A 22,011-nucleotide genomic window follows, 5' to 3' on the forward strand; every position below is an offset into this window, starting at 1 on the left:
CCCCGATGGCCCGGCACGCCAGCGACGTGACCCGGGCCACCGTGCCCACCGGCCAGGGGCTGAAGGCCCTGGCGACGAGCGACGCCACCGCACGGGCGGCGATACCCTCCGACCGTGCGCACGCCTCACCTCCTCCGCCGTTTCCCGTTCCGGCGGCTCGCCGTGGCTCCCGCCGCCGCGGTCGTCGTCGGCCTCGGCCTGAGCGGCTGCGAGCGGCCGACTCCCCTGGTGACCATGGAGTCCGGGGGACACTTCGTGCAGACGAACGCCGCGCAGTACGAGTGGGACGGGACGGTGATCCAGAAATCGGTATCACCGCCGCACATCACGGTCAGGCCCGGAAACGCCATCAACATCGACGTGCCGACGTCGGTCGCCGACCGCGGCTACTTCCTCGTCCTGGGTAGGGAGCGGGTGACCGACAAGATCAACGAGACGCACTACCGGTACGTTCCCGCCAAGAACACGCCTGCCCTGCTCGTGGTGTTCGCGCTTCCCGAGGCAGGCAGCTCCAGCGACCAGGCGTCGGGAAGCTGGCCGTTCCTGGTCACCTTCAAGCCCTGACCCACCGCCGGCCGCTCCGCCGCCGGACCGGAACCAACGACCCACGCACACCAGCCCCCGAACGGGGATACACCGTGCGCGCAGCGTGCCATACCTCCCCACTGGGACCACGCAGCGTCGTCCGCGATGCTAAGATCCGGCAACAAGTCCGATTTGCACCCCATCGAAAACCCCGTACTGTTACCCAGCTGTCCGGTGCGGTGGTGTTCGGGCGGATCGACCGACAGTATGCGACGACAGACGAGGACGTCCCCAGATCATGATCCGGACCTGATCGTGAGCCGCACCCTGATCGTGACCGCAGTGACCGCCGAAGCGGACGCGGTGTGTGCCGGCCTGATGGGCAGCTGGTCGCGCGGCCGGACCAGAACCCCCATCAGACCGGGCAGCCTGGTGTCCCCCGAATGGGACCGCCAGCTTCTCACCACCTCCACCCTGGGCCCCTACGTGGGCCGGCGACGCGGACCGGTGACGGTGCTCGCGGCAGGCACCGGCGGCCCGGCCGCGGCGGCGGGCACCGCGGTGGCAATGTCGGTGGCGAGCGCGGCGGGGCAGCCGTTCAGCCTGGTCGTGGCGATGGGGATCGGCGGTGGGTTCCGCGGCTGGGCGGAGATCGGGGACATCGTCCTCGCCGATCGCATCGTCGCCGCCGACCTCGGCGCGGAGTCCGGCCTTGACGAGGAACCGCCCGCTCCGCTGATCGGCCGCATCAGCGAGATGGACCGCAATCTCGGGTTCCACAGCAACGGCGCGCCGGCACCCCGCGGCGGCCCCGCCCACTTGCCGAACCCCGCGGGGTCGTTCCTGAGCCTGGAGGATCTCGGGCTCGGTTCGTCCACGGTGGTCCCGGATCCGGACCTCATCCACCGCCTGGGCACGGTGCTCGACGCCACCGGGCGGCGGATCGTCACGGGTAGCGTGATCAGCGTGTCGACGGTGACGGGCACCGAACGTCGGGCCACGGCGCTGACCGAGCGGCTGGACCCGGTGGCGGAGTCGATGGAGGGGTACGCCGTCGGGGTGGCCGCCCGGGCCTTCGGCGTCCCGGTGGTGGAGATCCGTACCATCAGCAACACGGTCGGGCGCCGGGACCGGTCCGACTGGAACCTGCCGGTCGCGCTGGCCAGCCTCCGCACGGCCGCCGCGGCACTCGTCGCCCACCCGGACGGTCTGGTGATGGCCGCACCGGCGGCCACTACGAGGGACGCCTCCACCACGATCCCGGCCGAGCACCCGGGTGCCCGCGGCCACCACGGGAACAACGGCCACCACGGGACGGGAGAGCACTGAGATGGGTGCTGGCCGGGCGACCACCTCGCACCTTCCAGGTCCGCTCTCGCTCGCCATCTCGCCCTGCCCCAACGACACATTCGCCTTCCATGCCCTCGCGCACGGACTCGTCCCGGGAGCACCCGAGGTGTCGGTGGCCTTTGCCGACATCGACGTCCTCAACGCCCGGGCCGCCGACGGGCGGGACGACCTCGTCAAGGTGTCCTACGCCGCCCTGCCGTGGCTGCTCACCGGGTACCAACTGCTGACGGCGGGCGGGGCCCTGGGCCGCGGCTGCGGCCCACTCGTCCTCACCGCCGGGCGGTCGGGCCTGCGCGGTGCCCGGGTCGCCATCCCCGGCACCCGCACCACGGCCTACCTGCTGTTCCGGCTGTGGGCGGCCGACGAGGGCGTGACGAGCGCCGACGTGCTTCCCTTCGAGAAGATCATGCCCGCCGTCCGCGACGGCGCGTACGACGCGGGGCTCGTCATCCACGAGTCCCGCTTCACCTACCCGTCCTATGGGCTGACGGCGCTCGTCGACCTCGGCGACTGGTGGGAGGGCCAGACCTCGCTGCCCATTCCGCTCGGCGCGATCCTCGCCCGCCGGGGGCTGGACGGCCCGGCGCTGTCCGCCGCGGTGCGGGCGAGCGTCGCCGCGGCCTTCGCCGATCCCGCCGCCAGCGCCGACTACGTCCTCGCCCATGCCCAGGAGATGGCGCCCGACGTCGTCGACGCCCACATCAAGCTGTACGTCAACGAGTTCAGCCTCAACCTCGGCGACGAGGGGTTCGCCGCCGTCGAGGCCCTGCTCTCCCGCGCCGCCGACGCCGACCTCGTCCCCGCGCTTCCGCGGCCGCTGCGCTGAATCGCGAGCCCCCTCGGAGGGTCCTGATGGCAGGATGGAGACGTGAGTACCGATCAGATACCGGCTGTCGGCGTCGCGGAGCTACCGGTCGAGCTTTCCGCGGACGGTGCGCCGCTGATGGTGGACGTGCGGGAGCCCGACGAGTGGTCCGCCGGTCATATCGCCGGCGCGCTGCACATCCCGATGCGTGAACTGGCCGCCCGACTCGACGAGGTTCCCCGGGAACGCGAGGTCGTCGTGGTGTGCCGCTCGGGCGGCAGGTCCGCCGCCGTCACCAACTACCTCAGGCAGGGTGGCTGGCAGGTCCGCAACCTGACCGACGGGATGCTCTCCTGGCAGGCGCACAGCCGCCCGATGGTGAACGAGAGCGGCGCCGCGCCCACCGTCCTCTGAGGACCGTCGGCCGGCTCCGCCGGGCCCGGGCCGACTCCGCCGGCTACTCCGCATTTCTCGGATGACCCGGCGCCGCGGGCTTCCGGTCAGCCGCTCGGGGTCAGCCCCAGTGCCGGCTGGTTCGGGCACTTCTGGAGAACGGCGCGCATCGCGTCCGCCTCCGCCTGGACGACCCACAGGCGGTAACGGGCCTTCAATCCCACTTGGCGCGCGATGTAGGGGCACTGCTCCCCCGGGCTCGGCGGCAACCATTCGGCGGCGTCATGATCGCTCTTGCGCTGATTCGTGGGACCGTCGACGGCCAGCAGGTTCTCCGGATCGTTGGCGAACTGGAGCCGTTCCCGGGCGGTCCAGTTGAGCGCGCCGGTCCGCCACGCATCCGCCAGGGGGACGACGTGGTCGATCTGCACGCTGGCGGAGTTCCGTCCACGGTCGAAACGGATGATTCTGGTGGTGTACGGATCCCGGAGCTCACCGGTCAGCACCGTGCAGCCGTCCGATCTGCGGATGGTGGTGCTGCGCAGATCTCGCCGCAGAATGTCGTTACGGGTGTCACACCCGTTGTCGTCGATGTCCGACCAGGCGGGCCCGAACTCGTCCCGGCGGTACCTGGGAGAGTTGTCCTCCTCTTTGATCGGAAGGGTGGCGAGCAGCTTCAGCGCCGAGCCGCTGGCGGTCGGGGCACCAACCTGGTTGGACGTTCCGGTCTGGTCGGAAAGGTCACTGCAACCGGTCAGGCCGGCGATGAGGGCGAGGACGGCGAGGGCCGCGGCTCCGCCGGGTCGACCGGGTCCGCGACGATCTGGACCGACACCGCTTCTTCGCACCGGACTCCCCACCTCGACGGTTCGGAACCCGTGGGGGGTGCTCGCCCCGCTTCGGGTCCGTTCGGATCGAGGGTGACATTAACTGGAAATCGGCCCGCCGGGCTGGTCGGCCACCGTCAGGGGACGGGAACGCGGACTCCTCCGCTCACCGGATTGTCGTGCAACTCCAACTCCTGGGCCGTGGCCTCCCGCGGGATGTCGAAGACCATGGTGCCCGCCCTGAGGTCACCCGGGTTGATCGAATCCCACAGATCCTCGTTACTCAGTTGGAGGCGGGCGAGGAAATCGGCGCTGTGCCGGCCGCCGCCGCCGTCCCACAGAAACTGGGATGAGGTCACCAGCGTGCGGGTGGAGTCGCCGAGGTTGCGCACGGTCACGTGGGCCAGGCAGAACTGGCCGTCCGTGTGCCGAGCGAGCAGTCCGTCACCGAGTTTGGTCTGCCCGCACCGGAAGGAATCCACGATGAACTCGAGCTGGCCATCCGTGACGGGGCGGTTCAGGCCGCTGGCCGAACCCGATGCCGTGCTCGGACCGGTGGAGCGCGACGGGGCGGTTGTGGCCGCCAGCTGTTCCGCGGAACCATTCTGGCCGCTCTTTCCGGTCTTTCCGGGCAGGCTGACCACGACCGCGATGGCGATCAGCGCGCTCAGGACGATGGCGGCGATCCAGACGAGTCGCCTGCGATCGAGCCCGCGGGCCGCCGGCGGCTGGGCGAAGGGCGGGTACGGTGCGCCGGGCTCACCCGGTACCGGCCCGTGCTGATCGGGAGCCTGGCCGGACCACGGCCCCGGCGGTGCGCCGGGGACCTGCCCGCCCATCCGCCCGCCCAGCTGCGCGGGTGGGCGGGCACCTACCTGGGCGGGCCGCGGGCCGGGGCGTCCCATCGGGCTGTGCGCGTCGGGCTGCCCCGGTGGTGCCTGGCGTGGTTGTCCCGGTCCCTGGCCCGCCCGGGCGGCGGGAGCGCCCGCGTTCCAGGGGACCTGACGCGCGGGAACCGAGGTCGCCGCGCCGATCCGGGTCGGCGCGGCGCGGGGCACCTCGCTGGTTCGGCTCAGGAACTCCTCGGCCTGACCCATCGCCTCGCCGATGGTACCGGTACCGCGGGAGGGTGGCTGCGCGATGAGCCGCAGCAGCAGGTCCCGGGCGCTCGGCCGGTCGTCGGGATGCTTGGCTAGAGCCGCGCTGACCAGGCCGACCAGCGGCTGCGGCAGACCACGCAGGTCCGGGGCGGACCCGACGATGCGCATGCCGAGGTCGATGTCCGTACCGTCGCCGAACGGGTGGCGGCCGGTACCGGCGTAGGCGATGAGGATGCCCCAGGCGAAGACGTCCGCCTCCGGACCGATGGGCTGGCCGTGCACCTGTTCGGGCGCCATCCACCCGGCGGAGCCGAAGCCCCATGCCGTGGGCTTCGCCTTCGCGCCCTCGAGGGCCTGCGCGATCCCGAAATCGATCACACGTGGCCCGGACAGTGAGAGCATCACGTTACTGGGCTTGAGATCCCGATGGACGAGGCCTGCGCTGTGGATCGCGGTAAGCGCCGTCGCGACCCCCACAGCCAGTCCGGTCAGGGTCGACGAGGTCAGCGGGCCCTTGTCGACCTGCATGTCCAGCCGGACCCCGTCGATGAACTCGGTGACGAGGTACGGCGCGGGCGCATTCGGATCCGCGTCCAGGACTTCGGCGGTGCAGAAGGGAGCGACCTTGCGTGCCGCTTCGACCTCGGCCCGGAACCGGCGGCGGAACTCCTCGTCGGCAGCCAGATCCGGTCTGATGACCTTGATGGCAACCCGCCGTCCGGCCCGGTTCCTCGCCAGGTAGACCGTGCCCATGCCGCCGACCCCCAGCCGGCTGAGCAAAACATAGGGGCCGACCGACCGGGGCTCGTGTGGATTGAGCGGATCACCTGGTTCGGAGCGGCCGGAACCCATGCGTGCGGCGTTGTCGGCCACGGTCAGCACCGCACGGCTGTGATCACGACCGCTGTCCACTGCTTGTCACACGAATGCCTCTCAAATCCCGATCCGACGCCCCGTTCCGACCGCCGATCCGTGCCCTCCGCCGATCAGCGGAGGTGGGACGGCCCTCGGCGATGCCACCGCGGCCGGCTGCGGGGCTGCTCATGGTTCGGTCTGGTCTACGTTTGCAGTCTGTCGCACTGCCAACGCTTCCAGTCGCACGCGGGCTCCCCGCCGACGGGACCGGTCGGCTCCCCGACAATGTGTTGCCGCCACGGCGCGCAGGCCGCGGCGGATGAGGCCGCAACCGAGGAGGCATCGTGAACCGGTGCGTACCAGTGTGGCCAATCTGATGAAGGGCTCGATCTCGGCTCATGCCCGGATCATGATTGATGTGGCTGGCTCGGTCGGTGTCGCTGATGTGATGGGAACAGCGGATTCGATGGACCCACCTGGCGGCGTCCGACGAGGAACCTGGCGCCCAGGTCGCGGTGTGCACCGGGTGCGGCCGACGGGTCAGTTTCCTGCCGCCGGCCTAGACCTCCAACTCGTTGGCGACGGCGTGCACGACCTTGGCGACCCGCTGGGCGGTCCGCCGGTCGGGATACCAGCCGCGACGAAGGTCTCGCTGCACGTCGTCCAGCACCTTGATCATGTCTTCGACCATGCTGTGCAGCTCGTCCGGACTGCGCCGCGCGGCCTGGGCAGCCGCCTTGGCGACCGACGGCGGGGCGGTCAGCAGCCGGACCGACAGTGCCTGGTCGCCACGCCGCCCGGCGGCGACGCCGAACTCGACCCGGTCGCCGGGTTTCAGCCGGTCGACCCCGGCGGGCAGGGCGGCCTTGTGCACGAAGACGTCGCCGCCGTCGTCCCGGCTGAGAAAGCCGAAGCCCTTGTCGACGTCGAACCACTTGACTTTGCCGGTGGGCACGGGCGACCTCGTTCTGTGTAACGGCAGGACAACGCAACGGAAGATGAGTGATTCCCAGGCTATCCGTCGGCCGCACGTCGCGTGCGTCTTCGGTAGCGATCGGCTGTCGAGTGAACCCCTCTCCCGTGATGGTGGCCTGGCCCGCGTTCGGCACACGTCCTCGTAGGCTGTCGCACGTGTCGGCGAAACCCTCGTCCGGGCAGGCCGGACCCGTGGCCGACGGTGCGGTAAACGAGGCCACGGCTCCGGTCGGGACCCCGCCGCCGGTGACCTGGGCGGATCGGCTGGTCCGGGTCGGGGCCGTGCTCTTCGGAACCGGTCTGGTCGTCACGGTGGCGGCGGTGATCCCCTTCTTCCTGGGCGCCGAGAATCTGCCGATCTGGCTGAACGCCGTCGCCAGCGGCGGACTGACCATCGGGTTCGCCGTGGCGCTGGTGGGGGTTCTCGCCGCCGCCCGATCCCGGATTCCCGAGGAGAGCGATCCCGATCTCTACGTGAACAACCCACATCCGCCCGACCACGGGGCCCCCGGGGACGGCACCGGTCCGCGGACAGACCCCGTCACCCGTTCCCGATAGTTCCTTGATCTCACGGCCGGGGGTGCGGGCCCCGGCCGGGCCGACCGCGTCGACCGCGTCGCGGCGTCAGCCCTGCTGTCGTCGGCGCCGGGCCTCGTCGACCAGCCAGGGCGGGAAGTCAGCCAGCCGGGGGAGGACGACGTCGGCGCCGGCGGAGAGCAGATCAGCGGCCGAGCAGGGCCCGGTGGCGCCCCCGACGGCGAGAGCGTCGCCGTCGGGGGCGCCGACCATGTCGCCGACGTGGTCACCGACGAAGATGTCCACGCGGTGGGCGCGCAGTGCCTCGCCCTTCGCCTGCGCGAACCGGGCTCCCTCCACCACGTCGGCGGTGATGCCGATCCGGTCCAGACTCGCCCGGGCCAGTGCCGTGCTCTTCGCGGTGACGACCACCACCCGGCCGGCGAGCCGCCGCACCGCCTCCACCGCGGCTACCGCGGCCGGCATCGGCAGCGACGCCGGCACCGCGTGGACCGTATAGAGCTCGCGGTAGCGGGCCGCCACGGCCGTGACATCGGCCGGCGGGAACCAGTGGGCGAGCTCCGTCTCCAGCGGCGGGCCAAGCCGGGCGACGACCGTCTCGACGTCCACCGCCACCCCGGTCTCAGCGGACAGGACGGCGAAGGTCGCCCGGATCCCGGGCCGGGCATCCAACAGGGTCAGATCGAGATCGAACCCGACGACCGGGACGGGCGCCCGCCAGAACGACACCGGCCAAGCTTAAGGGCCGTGTTCCCCGGGAAGCCCGCATTATCCGAGATCGCCTACCAGATCTGTACGATCTGTACGCCCCGGGCGGGCGAGATCCGGCTCATACGCCGCTCGACCGGTAGTGTCCGCGGGTGTGACCAGGGTTGTGGTGGATGTGATGCTCAAGCCGGAGATTCTCGACCCGCAGGGGCAGGCGGTGCTCGCTGCGCTGCCGCGCCTCGGCGTGAGTGGCATCGTCGGGGTCCGCCAGGGCAAGCGTTTCGAGCTGGAGCTGGAGGAGGGCACGGACCTCGACGGCGCGGTCCTGGCCCGGGTCGAGCACCTGGCCTCAACCCTGCTGGCCAATCCGGTGATCGAGGACTACGCGGTGCGCATCGAGGACGCCTCCCCGCCGTCGGTGGGCAGCCCCGCCGGCTGAGCCTCTCCGCTGCCGGAGCGGGGACGCCCGCGCCCCACCCAACGGCGCAGCACGCGCCGCCAAGGACTCGTGGGGAGTTCGGGGGGGCTCGGCCCCCGGCACTCCGCAACAACGCCGACGGCCCCAACCACCCACCCAGCCAAGGCGGCGCCGAAGGCGCAACGAGGGGGGTTCGGGGGACTCGGCCCCCCGGTCAGCATGACGAAAGTCCCCAACGGCCCAGCACGCGCCGCCAGGGACTTGCGTGGGCGAGGGGGGAGTTGAACCCCCACGTCCGCTAGGACACACGGACCTGAACCGTGCGCGTCTGCCATTCCGCCACTCGCCCGAGTGGGACTATCTCTCGACCAGACGACACGCTACCACGCCGGAGATGTCCTTCACGGAGGGGGGTCGGGCCCGTCGCGAACATGTCAAGCTGCCGAGCCGTGGGACGTCCGCGCTCGGGGGCATACGATCTCACAGACCGGGAGAAGGGAGGTCGAGCATGGGCGTGCTACAACGCTTCGAACGGCGCCTGGGCGGCCTCGTCGAGGGTGCGTTCGCGAAGGTGTTCAAGGGCGGAGTCGAGCCCGTCGAGATCGCCAGCGCGTTGGCCCGGGAAACCGACGATCGGCGGGCGGTCAGTTCGAACCGGGTGCTGGTGCCCAACGAGTTCGCCGTCGAGCTCGCCGGCGGCGACTTCGCCCGGCTCTCCCCCTACGACCGGGCACTGTGCGACGAGCTCGCCGAGATGGTCCGCGAGCATGCGGCCGAGCATCGCTACACCTTCGTCGGCCCGGTGTCCGTGCGGATGTCCGAGGCCACCGATCTCGATGTCGGCGTCTTCCGGATCCGCAGCAGCGTGGCCGCCGCGGACCCGGGAGCGGTGACTGGACGGCGCGCACGCCCTCCCCGACCGGGCGCTCCCGGCACCCCGCACCTCGTCATCACCACGAAGGCCCCGGGAGGGCCCGCGGGCGGAGGGGAACGGGAGTATCCCTTGGACGCCGAGACGACCGTGATCGGCCGCAGCGTCGAGTGCGACATCCGCCTGAACGACACCGGTGTATCTCGTCGCCACGGCGAGATACACCGGCTTCCCGACGGGCAGTTCCTCTACGTCGACGCCGGGTCCACCAACGGCAGCCTGGTCAACGGTCGCGCGGCGACGCAGGTCAAGCTGGTCAACGGGGACAAGATCGAACTCGGTACCGCGACGATCATCTTTCGTCGCGAGGATGGACGGGGGAATGGCCCGGCGCGCGCGGGCGCCCGTGGGACACCTCCGCCGGCCCAGGCCGGGGGCCGGGAGACCATCCCGCCGGACCGCCGTCCCACGCCCGCCCCGGACGACCCGTACCGGCGCGGCTCGTCGCCCCGCGCCGGCCGCGTCGACCCGTACGCCGATCGTGATCGGCGCGGTGTGCCGGGGTACCGGGACGATCCATACCAGAACCGGATGGACCCGTACCGAGACCGGACACCGGAACGGGATCACGGCTACGACCAGCCGCGCGACCGCGGCGGTCGTGACCCCTATCACCGTGATCCCCGTGACGGGCGTGGGGGACGCGACGACGCTCCTCGGCGATCCGACCCTGCACGGCGCGCCGACCCCTACCGCGAGCCGAGCAATCCCGGCCGCCGGCCCGGCTCCGGTTCGCCGTCCGATGGGCTCGAATCCCTCGACGACGTGTACGACGCCGACACGGACCTCCCCGGCCGCGCCGCCGCGGAGCCTCCCGGCGGGGATGGTCGACGTGACCGACCCAGATCGGATCGAGGCTGGTAGCGCCCGATGGACCCCACCGAGCCCAGCGAACTCGTACTGCTGGTTGTCAAGATCGGATTCCTTGCCCTCCTCTGGGGATTCGTTCTGGTCGCCGTGCGCGCCGTCCGGCTGGATATGTTCGGCCCCACCAAGCGTCAGCAGCGGCGCGAGCCGCCCCCCATGGTCCGGCCGACGCCGCCGCGCACCCCGCCTCAACCTCCACGCAAGCCACAGACACCTAGCAAACTCGTGGTGACCAAAGGTCCCTTGACCGGCACAACGATCCCGCTAGGAACGGCACCTGTCACCATCGGACGGGCACAGGGCTCGACCCTGGTCCTCGAGGATGACTTCGCATCCGGGCGGCATGCGAGACTCGTGCCCCACGACGGGCAGTGGTTCGTGGAGGACCTGGGCTCGACCAATGGCACATTCCTCAACCGTACGAAGGTGACCAGTCCCATGCCGGTACCTCTCGGCGCGCCGGTCAGGATCGGGAAGACGGTCCTGGAGCTCCACCGGTGAGCCTCAGGCTTCACTTCGCCGTCCGCTCGGATGTCGGGCACGTGCGGGAAGGAAACGAAGATTCGGCCTATGCCGGGCTCCGCCTGCTGGCGGTGGCCGACGGCATGGGTGGTCATGCTGCGGGGGAGGTCGCCAGCTCGACGGTGATCTCCCGCCTGGCGGGTCTCGACGACGCGATCGACAGCGACGATCTCGTGACGGAGCTGAACGAGGCCGTCCGGGACGCCAATCGGCAGCTGCGCGAGATGTCGCTGGAGAACAGCGCGCTGGACGGCATGGGCACCACGGTGACCGCCGTGCTCTCCTCCGGTGACATGCTCGGGGTGCTGCACGTCGGCGATTCCCGGGCCTACCTGCTGCGCGACGGCGTCCTCAGCCAGGTCACCCACGATCACACCCTGGTGCAGGATCTCGTGGACCAGGGTCGGATCACCCCCGAGCAGGCGAACACCCACCCGCAGCGCTCGCTGCTGATGCGGGCGCTCGACGGTCGGGAGGTCGAGCCCGACCTCTCCGTGCGCCAGGCGATCGCGGGAGACCGCTACTTGCTGTGCACCGACGGTCTGTCGGGGGTGGTAAGCGAGGAGACGATCCTCGAGACGCTGCTGCTGCCCACCCCACAGGAGGCGGTTGACCAGCTGGTCGACCTGGCCCTCAAGGGCGGTGGCCCGGACAACATCACCGTCGTGGTCGCCGACATCGAGGAGGACCACGGCGAGGCGGAGCCTTATCCTCTCGTGGCCGGCGCGGCGGCCGAGAAGCGGGCGGTCCCCGGGGCGTCGCCGGCCCGCAGCGGGCCGAATCCCCAGTACCCCGACCACGAGTCCGCGGCGGCGAAGGCCGCCCGTATCGGTCGGCCGGGCTTCCACCGGCGGGACCGCCAGGCACAGGCCAGCGATCGCGGCGACGACGACGATGGCGACGACTCCGACCCGGAAGGATCCGGAGGACGGCGCTCCGGCCGGCGGGTCCTGTTCGTCTCCACCGTGGTGTTCTTGCTCATCGTGGCCGGTGCTGCGGCCGGGTGGACCTACGTGCGCGGGCAGTATTATGTCGGCGTCGACGATGAACACGTCGCCCTCTTCCAGGGCGTGAAGGGCATTCCGCTGTCCTCGGTGGTGCTCTCCCGTCGTCAGCCACTGTCGGAGGTTGCGGAGCCCGATCAGGCGGAGCTCCGACGAGGCATCCGCGCCGGCAGCCGTGACGATGCGGAGAAGATCATCTCGCGCCTGCGTACCCCGGCTGTACCCGCCGTATTCCCGTCACCGAGCCCGAGCCCGACCGACCGTTCCAAGGTGCCGTCGGGCACCTCGGACTCCTCCCTCCTGTCCACTCCCCTGTGCCAGCCGGCGACCGATGCCGGCGTCACGGTCCCGGGATGCCCGACCACACCCGTCCCCACCCCCTCACCGTGATCTCAGGCCAGCGATGACTCGCCCGCCGATCCCCCTACCTCCGCTACGCAGGCCGAGGTCGGCGGACCTCACCGCGACCTTCGCCGGCTTCCCGCTGCCCACCGGCACCAACCTCCCGCCGTACCGGCGCCGGGAGCTCATCCTGATGATCTTCGCTGGTGCGCTCGCAACCAGCGCGCTCGCCGCGTTGACCTTCGCCGACATCGGCCAGATCTCGCTCGGGATCTTCTCCATCGGTCTCGGCTTCTTCTGCCTGTGGGCACTGGCCCACCTGGCGGTACGCAGGTTCGCGCCGGCCGCCGACCCGGTGCTGCTCCCGGTCGTCGTCGCGCTCAACGGCCTGGGCCTGGTCATGATCTATCGGCTCGACCTCGCCAAGGCGGATGCCGCCGAGCGGGCGGGAACCCACATCCCGCCCGGTGCCGCGCAGACGCAGCTCGTCTGGACCCTGCTGGCGGTCATCGTCTTCATCCTGGTGCTGACGCTGGTACGCGATCACCTCTCGCTCGCCCGGTACGCCTACACGGCCGGTCTGGTCGGTCTGGTCGGTCTGGTGCTGCCGATCGCGCCGGGCATCGGCGCGACCATCAACGGCGCGCGCCTCTGGCTGCGGATCGGGCCGTTCTCTTTCCAGCCGAGCGAAGTCTCGAAGATCATTCTTTTGATCTTCTTCGCCGGCTATCTGGTCAACAAACGCGAGGTCCTCTCGGTGGCCTCCCGGTCCTTTCTCGGGATGGGGATCCCGCGCGCCCGCGACCTCGGACCGGTGCTGGTGGCGTGGCTGGCGAGCCTGGGCATCCTGATCGTGCAGAAGGACCTCGGCTCGTCCCTGCTGTTCTTCGGAATGTTCATGGTCGTCCTCTACGTCGCCACCGAGCGGGCATCGTGGGTCGTGGTCGGCTTCGTGCTGTTCCTGTTCGGTGCCGTGATCGCGCACAGTATGTTCAGCCATGTCCAGGTCCGGGTGGACGGCTGGCTGCACGCCTTCGACGGTGACAACCCGTCGAGCACGTCGTACCAGCTCGTGCAGGGTCTCTACGGCTTCGCCGCCGGTGGCATCACCGGTACGGGGCTCGGGGAGGGGCACCCGCAGAAGGTGCCGTTCGCGAACACCGACTTCATCATGGCGAGCCTCGGTGAGGAGCTCGGTCTCACCGGCGTCATGGCCATCCTGATGATGTACGCCCTGGTCGTGCTGCGCGGGATGCGCGCGGCCCTCGGCGCGAAGGACCCGTTCGGCAAACTGCTGGCGTCCGGGCTGTCCTTCACCCTGGCGCTGCAGGTGTTCGTGCAGGTGGGCGGGGTCATGCGGCTCATCCCGCTGACCGGGCTCACGCTGCCGTTCGTCTCCTACGGCGGGTCGTCCATCGTGGCCAACGCCGCGATCATCGCGTTGCTGCTGCGGGTCAGCGACGCCGCCCGCCGCGCACCCGAACCGGTGCCGGATGCCCCCCTGTTCGACCCGGGCGCGGTTGCCGAGAGTCCCACCCAGGTGGTGAAGACGACATGAACCGCACGGTGCGCAAGGTCGCCGTCGCCTGCATGATCCTCTTCGCCGCGCTCCTGGTGAATGCGAACTGGCTCCAGATGGGCGAGGCGGGCAGCCTCAAGTCCCAGCCGACGAACGGGCGTCAGATCACCGAGCGCCTGGAACGACAGCGGGGCGCGATCGTCGCCGGTGACGTGGAGATCGCACGTTCGGTGCCGTCGAACGACCAGTACAAGTATCAGCGGCAGTATCCGGCCGGGCAGCTCTACTCCAACGTCACCGGCTACTACACGCTGTTCACGGCGGCCGGCCTGGAGCTGTCCGAGGACGTCTTCCTGTCCGGAGACGACGACCGGCTGCTCGCGAGCCGGGTGACCGGCCTGTTCACCGGCGCGGAGCGGCGCGGCGGTTCCGTGGTCACTACGATCAATCCCGCCGTCCAGAAGGCTGCGGCGGAGGCGCTCGACAACCGCAAGGGCGCGGTGGTCGCCATCGAGCCGCCGACCGGCGCGATCCTGGCGATGGTCACCAACCCGTCCTACGACGCGAACGCGCTGGCTGCCCATGACGAGAAGGCCGCGGCCAACGCCTATGGGCTGCTGTCGGGCAATCCGGATCAACCATTGCTGAACCGGGCGACCCAGCAGACCTATCCGCCCGGTTCCACCTTCAAGCTCATCACCGCCGCCGCCGCACTGTCACAAGGCAGGACGCCGGATACCCGCGTCGCGGCACCCGACGAGCTACCGCTCCCGCTGAGCACCGTGCGGCTGCCGAACTTCGGCGGCGAACGCTGCGGCGACGGCGAGACCGACACCCTCATTCACGCGCTCACCATCTCCTGTAACACCGCGTTCGCACAGCTCGGCATCGATCTCGGTGCCGACACCCTGCGCCGGCAGGCCGAGGCCTTCGGCCTGAACGCGGCCTTCCCCGACTTCCCCTTGCAACAGGCCCGTAGCGTCTTCCCCGCCAAGCTCGACGCCGCGCAGACCGCGCAGTCAGCGATCGGCCAGTACGACGTCCGGGTCACGCCCCTACAGATGGCGGAGGTGGTCGCGGCGATCGCCAACGACGGCATGGAGATGAAGCCCTATCTCGTGTCCGAACTGCGCAGCCCGGACCTCAAGAGGATCAGTAAAACCGAGCCGGAGAAACTCGGTGAACCGGTGAGCAGCGAGGTGGCCGCCCAGCTCACGACCATGATGGAAAGCGTGGTGACGTCGGGGAGCGGTCGGCGGGCGCAGATCGGCGGCGTTACCGTCGCCGGGAAGACGGGGACCGCCGAGCACGGCACCAGTCTGCCGCACGCCTGGTTCGTGGGGTTCGCCCCGACGGACACCCCGAAGATCGCGGTTGCCGTCATCGTCGAGGACGGCGGCGGCGAGCTGGGTACCGGTGGTGCGGTCGCCGCCCCCGTCGCGAAAAAGGTCATACAGGCCGCATTGGACAAGCCATGAACAACTCCCCGGGCAATCCCATCTCCCCGTCGCAGCCCTTCGCCGGCGCCGCGGCGCCGAACACCGTCCTCGACAACCGATACCGCCTGAACGGGCGGATCGCCGCCGGCGGCATGGGTGAGGTCTGGCGTGGCCTGGACCAGACCCTCGGCCGCCCCGTCGCGGTGAAACTGCTGCGCCCGGAGTACGCCAGCGACGAGTCGTTCCTGGTGCGGTTCCGCGGCGAGGCCCGCCATGCCGCCCGGCTGTCACACCCGGGCGTCGCCTCGGTCTATGACTACGGCGAGGTTGCGACCTCCGACGACTACCCGACCGCCTACCTGGTGATGGAGCTGGTGGAGGGGGAGCCCCTCTCCGCCGCGCTGCACCGGGAGAAGCGGTTGTCCCCGGAGCGCACGCTGGACATCCTCGGGCAGGCGGCCGACGCGTTGCAGGCCGCGCATGCCCTCGGCGTGGTCCATCGCGATGTCAAGCCCGGCAACCTGCTGCTGCGCCCGGACGGCGCGGTGAAGGTCACCGACTTCGGGATCGCCCGCGCGGTCGACGCCGCGCCGCTCACCGCCACCGGCATCATGATGGGGACGGCCTACTACGTGTCCCCCGAGCAGGCGTCCGGGCGTCCGGTGACACCGGCGAGCGATGTCTACTCGCTCGGCGTCGTCGCGTACGAGTGCCTCGCCGGTCGCCGCCCCTTCGACGACCGCAACCCCATCGTGGTCGTGATGGCCCACCAGCAGGACACCCCGCCCCCGCTGCCGACCGACATCCCCTACCAGGTGCGGGCCCTGGTGGACTCGGCGATGGCCAAGGACCCCGCGCGCAGGCCCAGTTCGGCGGGGGCATTCGCACGTTCGGCGGCCGGGATCCGGCGCAGCCTGTGGAGCCCGGAGCCGGCGCGCTGGCCCAGCACACCGGATGCGACCGCCCGCCATCCGGGGCCGGGCGCCGTCCTCCCGCCCGCTGGTGCCGCCGCTCGCCCGCCCCGATCCACCTCGCGCACCCGACCACCGTCCTGGGTGGCCGCACCGCCACCGTCCGCTCGCACCAGTGGACCGGGGCGCACCGGCGCTCCGTCGGACAAAGCCCAGGCGGTTCCCGATGGCCCGGGAGCCATGCTCGGCGGACCCGACGTACCTGCAATGGCCCTGCACAGCCCGCCCTACGGCGGCCCCGACACCGCGTACGGCGGCCCCGAGGGGGCGTACGGTGGCTCGGCCTACGGGACGCCGGACCGTGGCGGCCCCCGCGATCCCGGCACCGCCTACCACCCGGGTCCGCCGCCGTGGGCCCGTACCCCCGGCGGCCCCCCGGGCCTGTCCGGCCCGGACGGCCAGGATGATCTACGGCCGGGCTGGGAGGGGCGAGCTGCTCGACGGCACCGGCCGGAGACAGCCTCCCGTCCCGCCCTGCCACTGCCGCTTCTGATCATTCTGCTGATCCTCACCGTGGTGATCGTCGCATTCGCGACTAACAGGTTGTTCTCCAAGAGCAATTCCGAATCGAACTCCGCGACCACACCACCGGGGGTGGTGTACGCAACCGCAATCGGTGGTGAAATCGTCAGCGGTAACGCCGGGTCGGCGATTTCCGGCGCGGGAGGGGCGACGGCAGGGGAGTATTCGTGACCGACGTGACGGAGATGTATGCTCCGGGGGCTGGGCCACAGATTATCGGCGGGCGTTACGAGCTGGGCGAGGGCATCGGCTATGGCGGCATGGCGGAGGTCTTCCGCGGCCGTGACATCAGGCTCGGCCGTGAGGTCGCCATCAAGACGCTGCGCCCGGACCTCGCCCGTGATCCCACCTTTCTCGCCCGGTTCCGCCGCGAGGCACAGTCCTCGGCCGCGCTGAACCACCCCGCGATCGTCTCGGTGTATGACACGGGCGAGGACATCATCAACGGGGCGCAGATCCCCTACATCGTGATGGAGTTCATCGAGGGACGGACCCTGCGCGACGCGCTGCAGACTGAGGGCCGGTTCACCGAACGCCGCGCCATGGAGATCACCTCCGACGTCTGCGCCGCCTTGGACTACAGCCACCGGATGGGGATCATCCACCGCGACATCAAGCCGGCGAACGTGATGCTCAGCCCGGACGGCTCGGTTAAGGTCATGGACTTCGGCATCGCCCGCGCCACCACCGCGACCTCCTCGACCATGACCGCGACGGCCGCGGTGATCGGCACCGCTCAGTACCTGTCCCCGGAGCAGGCCCGAGGAGCCCGCGTCGACGCCCGCAGCGACGTCTACACCACCGGGGTGCTGCTCTACGAACTGCTCACCGGATCGCCGCCGTTCCGCGGGGACAACCCGGTGGCCGTGGCCTACCAGCACGTGCGGGAGGACCCGCCGCCGCCGTCCGCTCACGATCGCGGCATCTCCCCCGAGGCCGACGCGATCGTCCTCAAGGCGATGGAGAAGGACGCCGACGACCGCTACGGCACCGCGGGTGAGATGCGCGACGATCTGGAACGGGCGCTGGCCGGACGACGCGTGCACGCCATGATGGGAGGTGGTGGCGCGGGCGGGGCCGCCACCACCCTCGGCCCGGCCGCTGCCGGCACGGCGGTCCTCAGCCGCGGTGACCGAGCGGGTTACCCTACCCGGGACCGCTACCGCGACGACGACTACCGCAACGACGACCAGACCACCTACCGCGACGTGCCCTACGACGACGGCCGCTTCGGCACCGGTCCGTTCGACCGCTACGACGTGACCGGGGCCATCGACCGGCGGGCCGTTCCCGATCAGGAGCGTTCCCAGGCGTGGAAGTACATCCTCGCGGGTCTCGGAATCGTCATCGTCTTCGTCGCCGTCGTCCTGCTCGCCACGACCTTCCTCAGCTCCGGTCACAACACCGCCTCCACGAAGAAGATCCTCGTCCCGACCGGCCTCGTCGGGCAGAACGAGGAGCAGGCCCGCGCCCGGCTGCAGAGCGCCGGCTTCGGGGGGGATGCGGTCACGAAGCTGGTCGACTCACCGGACATGGCCGGCCGGGTCACGGCGGTCGACCCGGCCGAGGGCAAGGAGGTCGCCGCCAAGGGGATGATCACCCTGTCGATCGGCAAGGCCGCCGACGACGTCCAGATCCCCACCGACCTGATCGGGAAGACCCAGGCCGAGGCTGAGGCGGCGCTACGGGCGCTGGGGCTGGTCCCGAACTCGATGGCCTACGCCAACCCGACCGGCCAGAAGGTAGGCACGGTGAACAGCACCGATCCGCAGCCGGGTACGGCCGTCAAGCCCGGCAGCACGGTCACGCTCAACGTGGTCAGCCCGAACGTCAACGTTCCCGACGTGCGCAACCGCACGTACGACAATGCCGTCGCCGAACTCGGCCGCTACGGGCTGAACGCGGCCCGGCAGAACGTCGCGAACAACAACGTGGCGCCGGGGACGGTCGTGGACCAGAGCCCGTCCGGCGGCAACGTCCCTCGGGGCTCGACCATCACGCTGTCCGTCGCCCAGCAGATCCAGACCACCGCGCCGCCGACCCCGACCGAGACGCCAACCGGGCCCACCCCGACCGCGGAGCCGACCAGCACCTCGCCGAGCCCGACGGGTAATCCCACCCCTGGGACACCGGCCACGACGAGGCTGGGCGGCCTGGGGGGGCTGCTGGGCGGCCGCAACGGCGGTGGCGGCACCTGAGGTCGTCGCGCCGACGGAGGCGGTCGTGGCTGCTCAGGCAGTATGGGACTGCGGCCGCCCACGGCAGGGTGCCTGATGCCGCGGGAGGTCACGATCTGATGCGCATCCTGGTGATCGACAACTACGACTCGTTCGTCTTCAACCTTGTCCAGTACCTGGGCCAGCTTGAGACCGAATGCATCGTGCGCCGCAACGACGAGATGACGCCGGCCGACCTCGCCGCGCTCGGCGTCGACGGGGTCCTGCTCTCCCCGGGACCGGGTACGCCCGAGGCGGCCGGCGTGAGCATTCCCATGGTGCGAGCCTGCGCGTCGGGCGGTGTGCCGCTGCTCGGGGTGTGCCTGGGCCATCAGGCGATCGCGGTCGCGTTCGGCGCTACCGTCGACCGCGCCCCGGAGTTGCTGCACGGCAAGACCTCGGTCGTCCACCATGACCGGACCGGCGTTCTCACGGACCTGCCGTCGCCGTTCATCGCGACTCGTTACCACTCGCTGGCCGTCGAGGAGGACACCCTCCCCGAGGAAATCGAGGTGACCGGCCGGACCGAAAGTGGCGTGGTGATGTCGCTGCGCCATCGGCGGCTCCCGCTCGAGGGCGTGCAGTTCCACCCGGAGTCCGTCCTCACCCAGGGCGGCCACCTGATCCTCGCCCGTTGGCTGGACCAGTGCGGCGACGGCGGCGCGGCGCGCAGGCTCGCACCGGGGCTGTCCGCCGAGGTCGAGACCCTGCGGACGGCGGCGTTCTCCTAGCCGCGCCTGGCGGTGCCGGACAGGTCGATCATCGGCCCGTCGTAGCCGGATAACCGGCTGTCGGCGGCCTCCTCGACGCGGTATCCCAGCCGGTAGGCGTCGGCGTACTGCCGGTAGATCGTGACCTGTAGATTGGCCCGCAGGCTGGAGCGCAGCGCAGCGACCTCCCCGATCGCCGTGATCCGGAACGGCGGGGAGAAGACCTCGCCGTGCAGCAGAAGAGTGTTCCCGACGCAGCGGACCGCCGTCAGTGCCGTCACCCGGCAATCCATGATGCTCATCGCCTCGGCGCCGCCGGCCCACAGCGCGTTCACGACCGCTTGGACATCCTGCTGATGCACGATGAGATCGTCGGGCCTCGGGGCGGGCACGCCGGGGGCGTACGGGCCGCCCCGGCCCTCCCGCGGGGCGTCGTCCAGCTCGACGGTCAGCGCCGGCCCGCGCAGGACCGGCCAGCCGCTCGACCAGGGACCGGGCGGCGGCATCGGTCCCGCGCGCGGAGCCTGGGGCCCCTGACGGGACGGCCTGCGCCGTGGTCGCGCGCCGCCGCGACTCGGCGTCCAGCCCGGCACGGCGGTCGGCCACCCGGCCCGCCTCCTCGTCGATAACCTGCGCGACTCCCGCCCGCTCCTGGGCCGCCCAAGCGGCGGTGTCCCGCGGGCCAGCCCGATCGAACGGGCCGCCGTCCAGCACCACGACGCCGGACAGCACGCCGGCTCAGAACAGCGACACCGCCCAGATCACCCGCCGCGACCGGCTCCCCGGCCAGGGCCAGGGCCAGGGCCGTAGCCCGCCGTGCACCGTTGTCCCCAACCTCCCTCGGTGCACCGCTGGACGGTTCACCCACGCCTGCCGGTGGATCGCCGGGGGCGGCACGCGACCATGCCACAGCCAGCTCGGCCGGGCGATCCGTCCGCCGCGTCGGAGGTATCGCCTCCAGCGCAGGCTACGCGGCCGATGGCGCTCTCGATGCCACATCGGTCTGATCGCCCCGGCACCGGCCGCGACGCCGGCGTCGCCCGGGCACCGACCGGAGGTGAATCCCGCCGGCCGGTACGCAACGGCGTTTCCACGGATGCCCTGTCTACGCTGGTACCCAGCGCGAGACCGCCGATGGCCGGACGAGGACGGCGACGGCGGTCGCCGTCCTCGTCCACGTACGGCCATCGAGGAGTTCCGCAGTGCCCGAGTCGCGACGCCGCAAGCCCAAGAAGCCGACCCCGACCACCACCGCGGGCGCGTCGGCACGCAAGCGGAAGCCGCCGTCTCCGCCCTGGTTCGGCGGTCTGATCCTCGCGTTCTTCCTGCTCGGGATCGCCTACCTGCTCGTCTACTACTTCTCCAACGGCGGCGTCCTGGGGATGGAGGGGCTGGGCGGCTGGAACATCCTTATCGGGTTTGGTTTTGTCGTCGTCGGGCTGGCCGTGTCGACCCAGTGGCGATAGCCGGCCCGAACGCCAGACGCCCAATGGCCACGCCCGGCACAACCACCGGAGCTTCCAGCCGTGTCATTCATCCACAACCGTTGTCCACAAGTGTGGATACTTCCGTCTTGATCACCGGTTACCCAGAGCATCCTGTTGCATCCTGAACGTCAGAAGATTTCCGGCTTCTCACCCTACGAAGCCACGATCGGGTTCTCCCGGGCGCTCCGGGTAGGCGAACGCGTGTTCGTCAGCGGGACCGGGCCGGTGTGGCCGGACGACACGGTTCCACCGGACGCTGAGCTGCAGACCCGGCGGTGCTTCGAGATCATCCGCACCGCACTGCGCGAGGCGGGCACCGATCTCGGTGACGTCACCCGTACCCGGATGTTCATCACCGATCCCGCCCACGTTCCGGCCGTCGGCGCCGTCCACGGCGAGCTGTTCGCCGCGATCCGCCCAGCCGCCACAATGGTCGTCGTTGCGGGACTGCTCGACGAGTGTTGGGTCGTCGAAGTGGAAGCCGAGGCGATCCTCGGGTCCGGGGCCAGGGCCGAGGCCGACTGACGGCCGGCCCTGACGCCGGGTCCGGGTCCCGGGCCGTCAGCGCGCGATGACCGCCCTGCGCAGACGCGCCACGGTGCGTTCGGCGTCGCCGGTTGCGACGATCAGGCGCCGGAACTCGCCGCCCGGGCGGACTTCCACCACGACCGCGGGCCGGCCGCGGTAGACAGCGACAAACTCCTTGCCGCCCCGCGACCGCCAGGTCCCGAGGGCCATGACGCGCGGCAGTCCGGTCCCGGGCGCCCGCCATCCGTGCACTTCCGCGAACGCGTCCGCCGCCAGGCGTACGTCGAGTACCTCGTCGAGCCGCACGGAGACGTCCCCACGCACCGCGCCGATCCGTTCAAGCCCGCGCAGGACGACCTCGACCCGCTTGTCCACAACCTCCAGGCTGGCCACAGCTCCCACGTTAGGGCCTGTTTGGGAAGTTTATCGGGGCAGCCATTCGTTGATCGCGGCGATGGTG

22 protein-coding genes and 1 tRNA gene are annotated in these 22,011 nt (G+C 70.8%); 16 read left to right on the plus strand and 7 right to left on the minus strand.

Features of this window, described 5'->3' with window-relative positions; genetic code table 11:
• Positions 1-114: 114 nt before the first annotated feature.
• The 4 genes from AC08OU_RS09710 to AC08OU_RS09725 all read left to right on the plus strand — a co-directional run bounded on the left by AC08OU_RS09710 (position 115) and on the right by AC08OU_RS09725 (position 3,094).
• Positions 115-564, plus strand: coding sequence for a hypothetical protein (locus tag AC08OU_RS09710; RefSeq protein ID WP_462188143.1), 450 nt, complete (start codon positions 115-117; stop codon positions 562-564).
• A 276-nt stretch (positions 565-840) separates the two neighbouring features.
• Positions 841-1,854, plus strand: coding sequence for a futalosine hydrolase (mqnB, locus tag AC08OU_RS09715; protein WP_476599864.1), 1,014 nt, complete (start codon positions 841-843; stop codon positions 1,852-1,854).
• 1 nt (position 1,855) lies between these two features.
• Entirely contained in the window at positions 1,856-2,701 is an 846-nt protein-coding gene (locus AC08OU_RS09720) for a 1,4-dihydroxy-6-naphtoate synthase (protein ID WP_462188145.1), read from the plus strand.
• 42 nt (positions 2,702-2,743) lie between these two features.
• Positions 2,744-3,094: a rhodanese-like domain-containing protein gene (locus AC08OU_RS09725; protein WP_462188146.1), complete on the plus strand. Its 351-nt coding sequence runs from the start codon at positions 2,744-2,746 to the stop codon at positions 3,092-3,094.
• Between the two features lie 86 nt (positions 3,095-3,180).
• Here AC08OU_RS09725 and AC08OU_RS09730 read toward each other — a convergent pair whose 3' ends face one another.
• From AC08OU_RS09730 to AC08OU_RS09740, 3 genes are all read right to left on the minus strand, one after another.
• Positions 3,181-3,921 (minus strand): HNH endonuclease family protein, encoded by a 741-nt coding sequence (locus AC08OU_RS09730; protein ID WP_462188147.1) that lies wholly within the window; start codon positions 3,919-3,921, stop codon positions 3,181-3,183.
• 116 nt (positions 3,922-4,037) lie between these two features.
• Positions 4,038-5,852, minus strand: coding sequence for a protein kinase domain-containing protein (locus AC08OU_RS09735; RefSeq protein ID WP_476599866.1), 1,815 nt, complete (start codon positions 5,850-5,852; stop codon positions 4,038-4,040).
• A 562-nt stretch (positions 5,853-6,414) separates the two neighbouring features.
• Complete coding sequence (locus AC08OU_RS09740; protein WP_462188148.1) at positions 6,415-6,810, minus strand: cold-shock protein; 396 nt, start codon at positions 6,808-6,810, stop codon at positions 6,415-6,417.
• 176 nt (positions 6,811-6,986) lie between these two features.
• On the opposite strand from AC08OU_RS09740, the gene AC08OU_RS09745 reads away from it, so the two are divergent.
• Positions 6,987-7,388 (plus strand): hypothetical protein, encoded by a 402-nt coding sequence (locus AC08OU_RS09745; protein WP_476604716.1) that lies wholly within the window; start codon positions 6,987-6,989, stop codon positions 7,386-7,388.
• Positions 7,389-7,454: 66 nt separating this feature from the next.
• On the opposite strand, the gene AC08OU_RS09750 is transcribed toward AC08OU_RS09745, so the two are convergent.
• The gene (locus tag AC08OU_RS09750) at positions 7,455-8,096 is read right to left on the minus strand and encodes an HAD family hydrolase (RefSeq protein WP_476599859.1); all 642 of its coding nucleotides are present in this window, start codon (positions 8,094-8,096) and stop codon (positions 7,455-7,457) included.
• Between the two features lie 133 nt (positions 8,097-8,229).
• Here AC08OU_RS09750 and purS point away from each other — a divergent pair, with 133 nt between their 5' ends.
• Complete coding sequence (gene purS / locus AC08OU_RS09755; RefSeq protein WP_476594157.1) at positions 8,230-8,514, plus strand: phosphoribosylformylglycinamidine synthase subunit PurS; 285 nt, start codon at positions 8,230-8,232, stop codon at positions 8,512-8,514.
• Between the two features lie 245 nt (positions 8,515-8,759).
• On the opposite strand, the gene AC08OU_RS09760 is transcribed toward purS, so the two are convergent.
• Positions 8,760-8,842, minus strand: a tRNA-Leu gene (locus tag AC08OU_RS09760).
• Between the two features lie 159 nt (positions 8,843-9,001).
• Here AC08OU_RS09760 and AC08OU_RS09765 point away from each other — a divergent pair.
• The 8 genes from AC08OU_RS09765 (at position 9,002) to AC08OU_RS09800 (ending at position 19,557) form a co-directional block, all read left to right on the plus strand.
• Entirely contained in the window at positions 9,002-10,288 is a 1,287-nt protein-coding gene (locus tag AC08OU_RS09765) for an FhaA domain-containing protein (protein WP_476599857.1), read from the plus strand.
• Positions 10,289-10,294: 6 nt separating this feature from the next.
• Positions 10,295-10,792: an FHA domain-containing protein FhaB/FipA gene (locus AC08OU_RS09770; RefSeq protein ID WP_476599855.1), complete on the plus strand. Its 498-nt coding sequence runs from the start codon at positions 10,295-10,297 to the stop codon at positions 10,790-10,792.
• Complete coding sequence (locus AC08OU_RS09775) at positions 10,789-12,207, plus strand: PP2C family protein-serine/threonine phosphatase (protein ID WP_476599853.1); 1,419 nt, start codon at positions 10,789-10,791, stop codon at positions 12,205-12,207. Before AC08OU_RS09770 ends, AC08OU_RS09775 begins: the two co-directional genes overlap by 4 nt.
• A 13-nt stretch (positions 12,208-12,220) precedes the next feature.
• The gene (locus AC08OU_RS09780; protein WP_476599851.1) at positions 12,221-13,717 is read left to right on the plus strand and encodes an FtsW/RodA/SpoVE family cell cycle protein; all 1,497 of its coding nucleotides are present in this window, start codon (positions 12,221-12,223) and stop codon (positions 13,715-13,717) included.
• On the plus strand, positions 13,714-15,156 hold the full coding sequence (locus AC08OU_RS09785; RefSeq protein WP_476599849.1) for a peptidoglycan D,D-transpeptidase FtsI family protein: 1,443 nt from the start codon (positions 13,714-13,716) through the stop codon (positions 15,154-15,156). The genes AC08OU_RS09780 and AC08OU_RS09785 overlap by 4 nt, the downstream gene beginning before the upstream one ends.
• On the plus strand, positions 15,153-16,781 hold the full coding sequence (locus AC08OU_RS09790; protein ID WP_476599847.1) for a serine/threonine-protein kinase: 1,629 nt from the start codon (positions 15,153-15,155) through the stop codon (positions 16,779-16,781). Before AC08OU_RS09785 ends, AC08OU_RS09790 begins: the two co-directional genes overlap by 4 nt.
• Positions 16,778-18,808 (plus strand): Stk1 family PASTA domain-containing Ser/Thr kinase, encoded by a 2,031-nt coding sequence (gene pknB, locus AC08OU_RS09795; protein WP_476604717.1) that lies wholly within the window; start codon positions 16,778-16,780, stop codon positions 18,806-18,808. The genes AC08OU_RS09790 and pknB overlap by 4 nt, the downstream gene beginning before the upstream one ends.
• 98 nt (positions 18,809-18,906) lie before the next feature.
• Entirely contained in the window at positions 18,907-19,557 is a 651-nt protein-coding gene (locus AC08OU_RS09800; protein WP_462188219.1) for an aminodeoxychorismate/anthranilate synthase component II, read from the plus strand.
• Here AC08OU_RS09800 and AC08OU_RS09805 read toward each other — a convergent pair.
• Positions 19,554-20,042, minus strand: coding sequence for a DUF881 domain-containing protein (locus AC08OU_RS09805; protein ID WP_476604718.1), 489 nt, complete (start codon positions 20,040-20,042; stop codon positions 19,554-19,556). The two genes, AC08OU_RS09800 and AC08OU_RS09805, sit on opposite strands and share 4 nt — an antisense overlap.
• Positions 20,043-20,738: 696 nt before the next feature.
• On the opposite strand from AC08OU_RS09805, the gene AC08OU_RS09810 reads away from it, so the two are divergent.
• Positions 20,739-21,002 carry a cell division protein CrgA gene (locus AC08OU_RS09810; protein WP_476592736.1) on the plus strand — a complete coding sequence of 88 codons (264 nt, stop codon included), beginning with the start codon at positions 20,739-20,741 and terminating at the stop codon, positions 21,000-21,002.
• 135 nt (positions 21,003-21,137) lie between these two features.
• Positions 21,138-21,548 carry a RidA family protein gene (locus tag AC08OU_RS09815; protein ID WP_476602153.1) on the plus strand — a complete coding sequence of 137 codons (411 nt, stop codon included), beginning with the start codon at positions 21,138-21,140 and terminating at the stop codon, positions 21,546-21,548.
• A gap of 36 nt (positions 21,549-21,584) precedes the next feature.
• On the opposite strand, the gene AC08OU_RS09820 is transcribed toward AC08OU_RS09815, so the two are convergent.
• A complete protein-coding gene (locus AC08OU_RS09820; RefSeq protein ID WP_476604719.1) occupies positions 21,585-21,944 on the minus strand; it encodes a hypothetical protein in 360 nt (119 codons plus the stop codon).
• Between the last annotated feature and the right edge of the window lie 67 nt (positions 21,945-22,011).

The organism is Frankia sp. CcMO1, from assembly GCF_977945845.1.

Coding starts and splice junctions, on each gene's coding strand:
- AC08OU_RS09720 (WP_462188145.1), top strand. CDS start 1,856: ATGGGTGCTGGCCGGGCGACCACCTCGCACCTTCCAGGTCCGCTCTCG.
- AC08OU_RS09735 (WP_476599866.1), bottom strand. CDS start 5,852: ATGGGTTCCGGCCGCTCCGAACCAGGTGATCCGCTCAATCCACACGAG.
- AC08OU_RS09765 (WP_476599857.1), top strand. CDS start 9,002: ATGGGCGTGCTACAACGCTTCGAACGGCGCCTGGGCGGCCTCGTCGAG.
- AC08OU_RS09770 (WP_476599855.1), top strand. CDS start 10,295: ATGGACCCCACCGAGCCCAGCGAACTCGTACTGCTGGTTGTCAAGATC.
- AC08OU_RS09780 (WP_476599851.1), top strand. CDS start 12,221: ATGACTCGCCCGCCGATCCCCCTACCTCCGCTACGCAGGCCGAGGTCG.
- AC08OU_RS09785 (WP_476599849.1), top strand. CDS start 13,714: ATGAACCGCACGGTGCGCAAGGTCGCCGTCGCCTGCATGATCCTCTTC.
- AC08OU_RS09790 (WP_476599847.1), top strand. CDS start 15,153: ATGAACAACTCCCCGGGCAATCCCATCTCCCCGTCGCAGCCCTTCGCC.
- AC08OU_RS09800 (WP_462188219.1), top strand. CDS start 18,907: ATGCGCATCCTGGTGATCGACAACTACGACTCGTTCGTCTTCAACCTT.
- AC08OU_RS09805 (WP_476604718.1), bottom strand. CDS start 20,042: ATGCCGCCGCCCGGTCCCTGGTCGAGCGGCTGGCCGGTCCTGCGCGGG.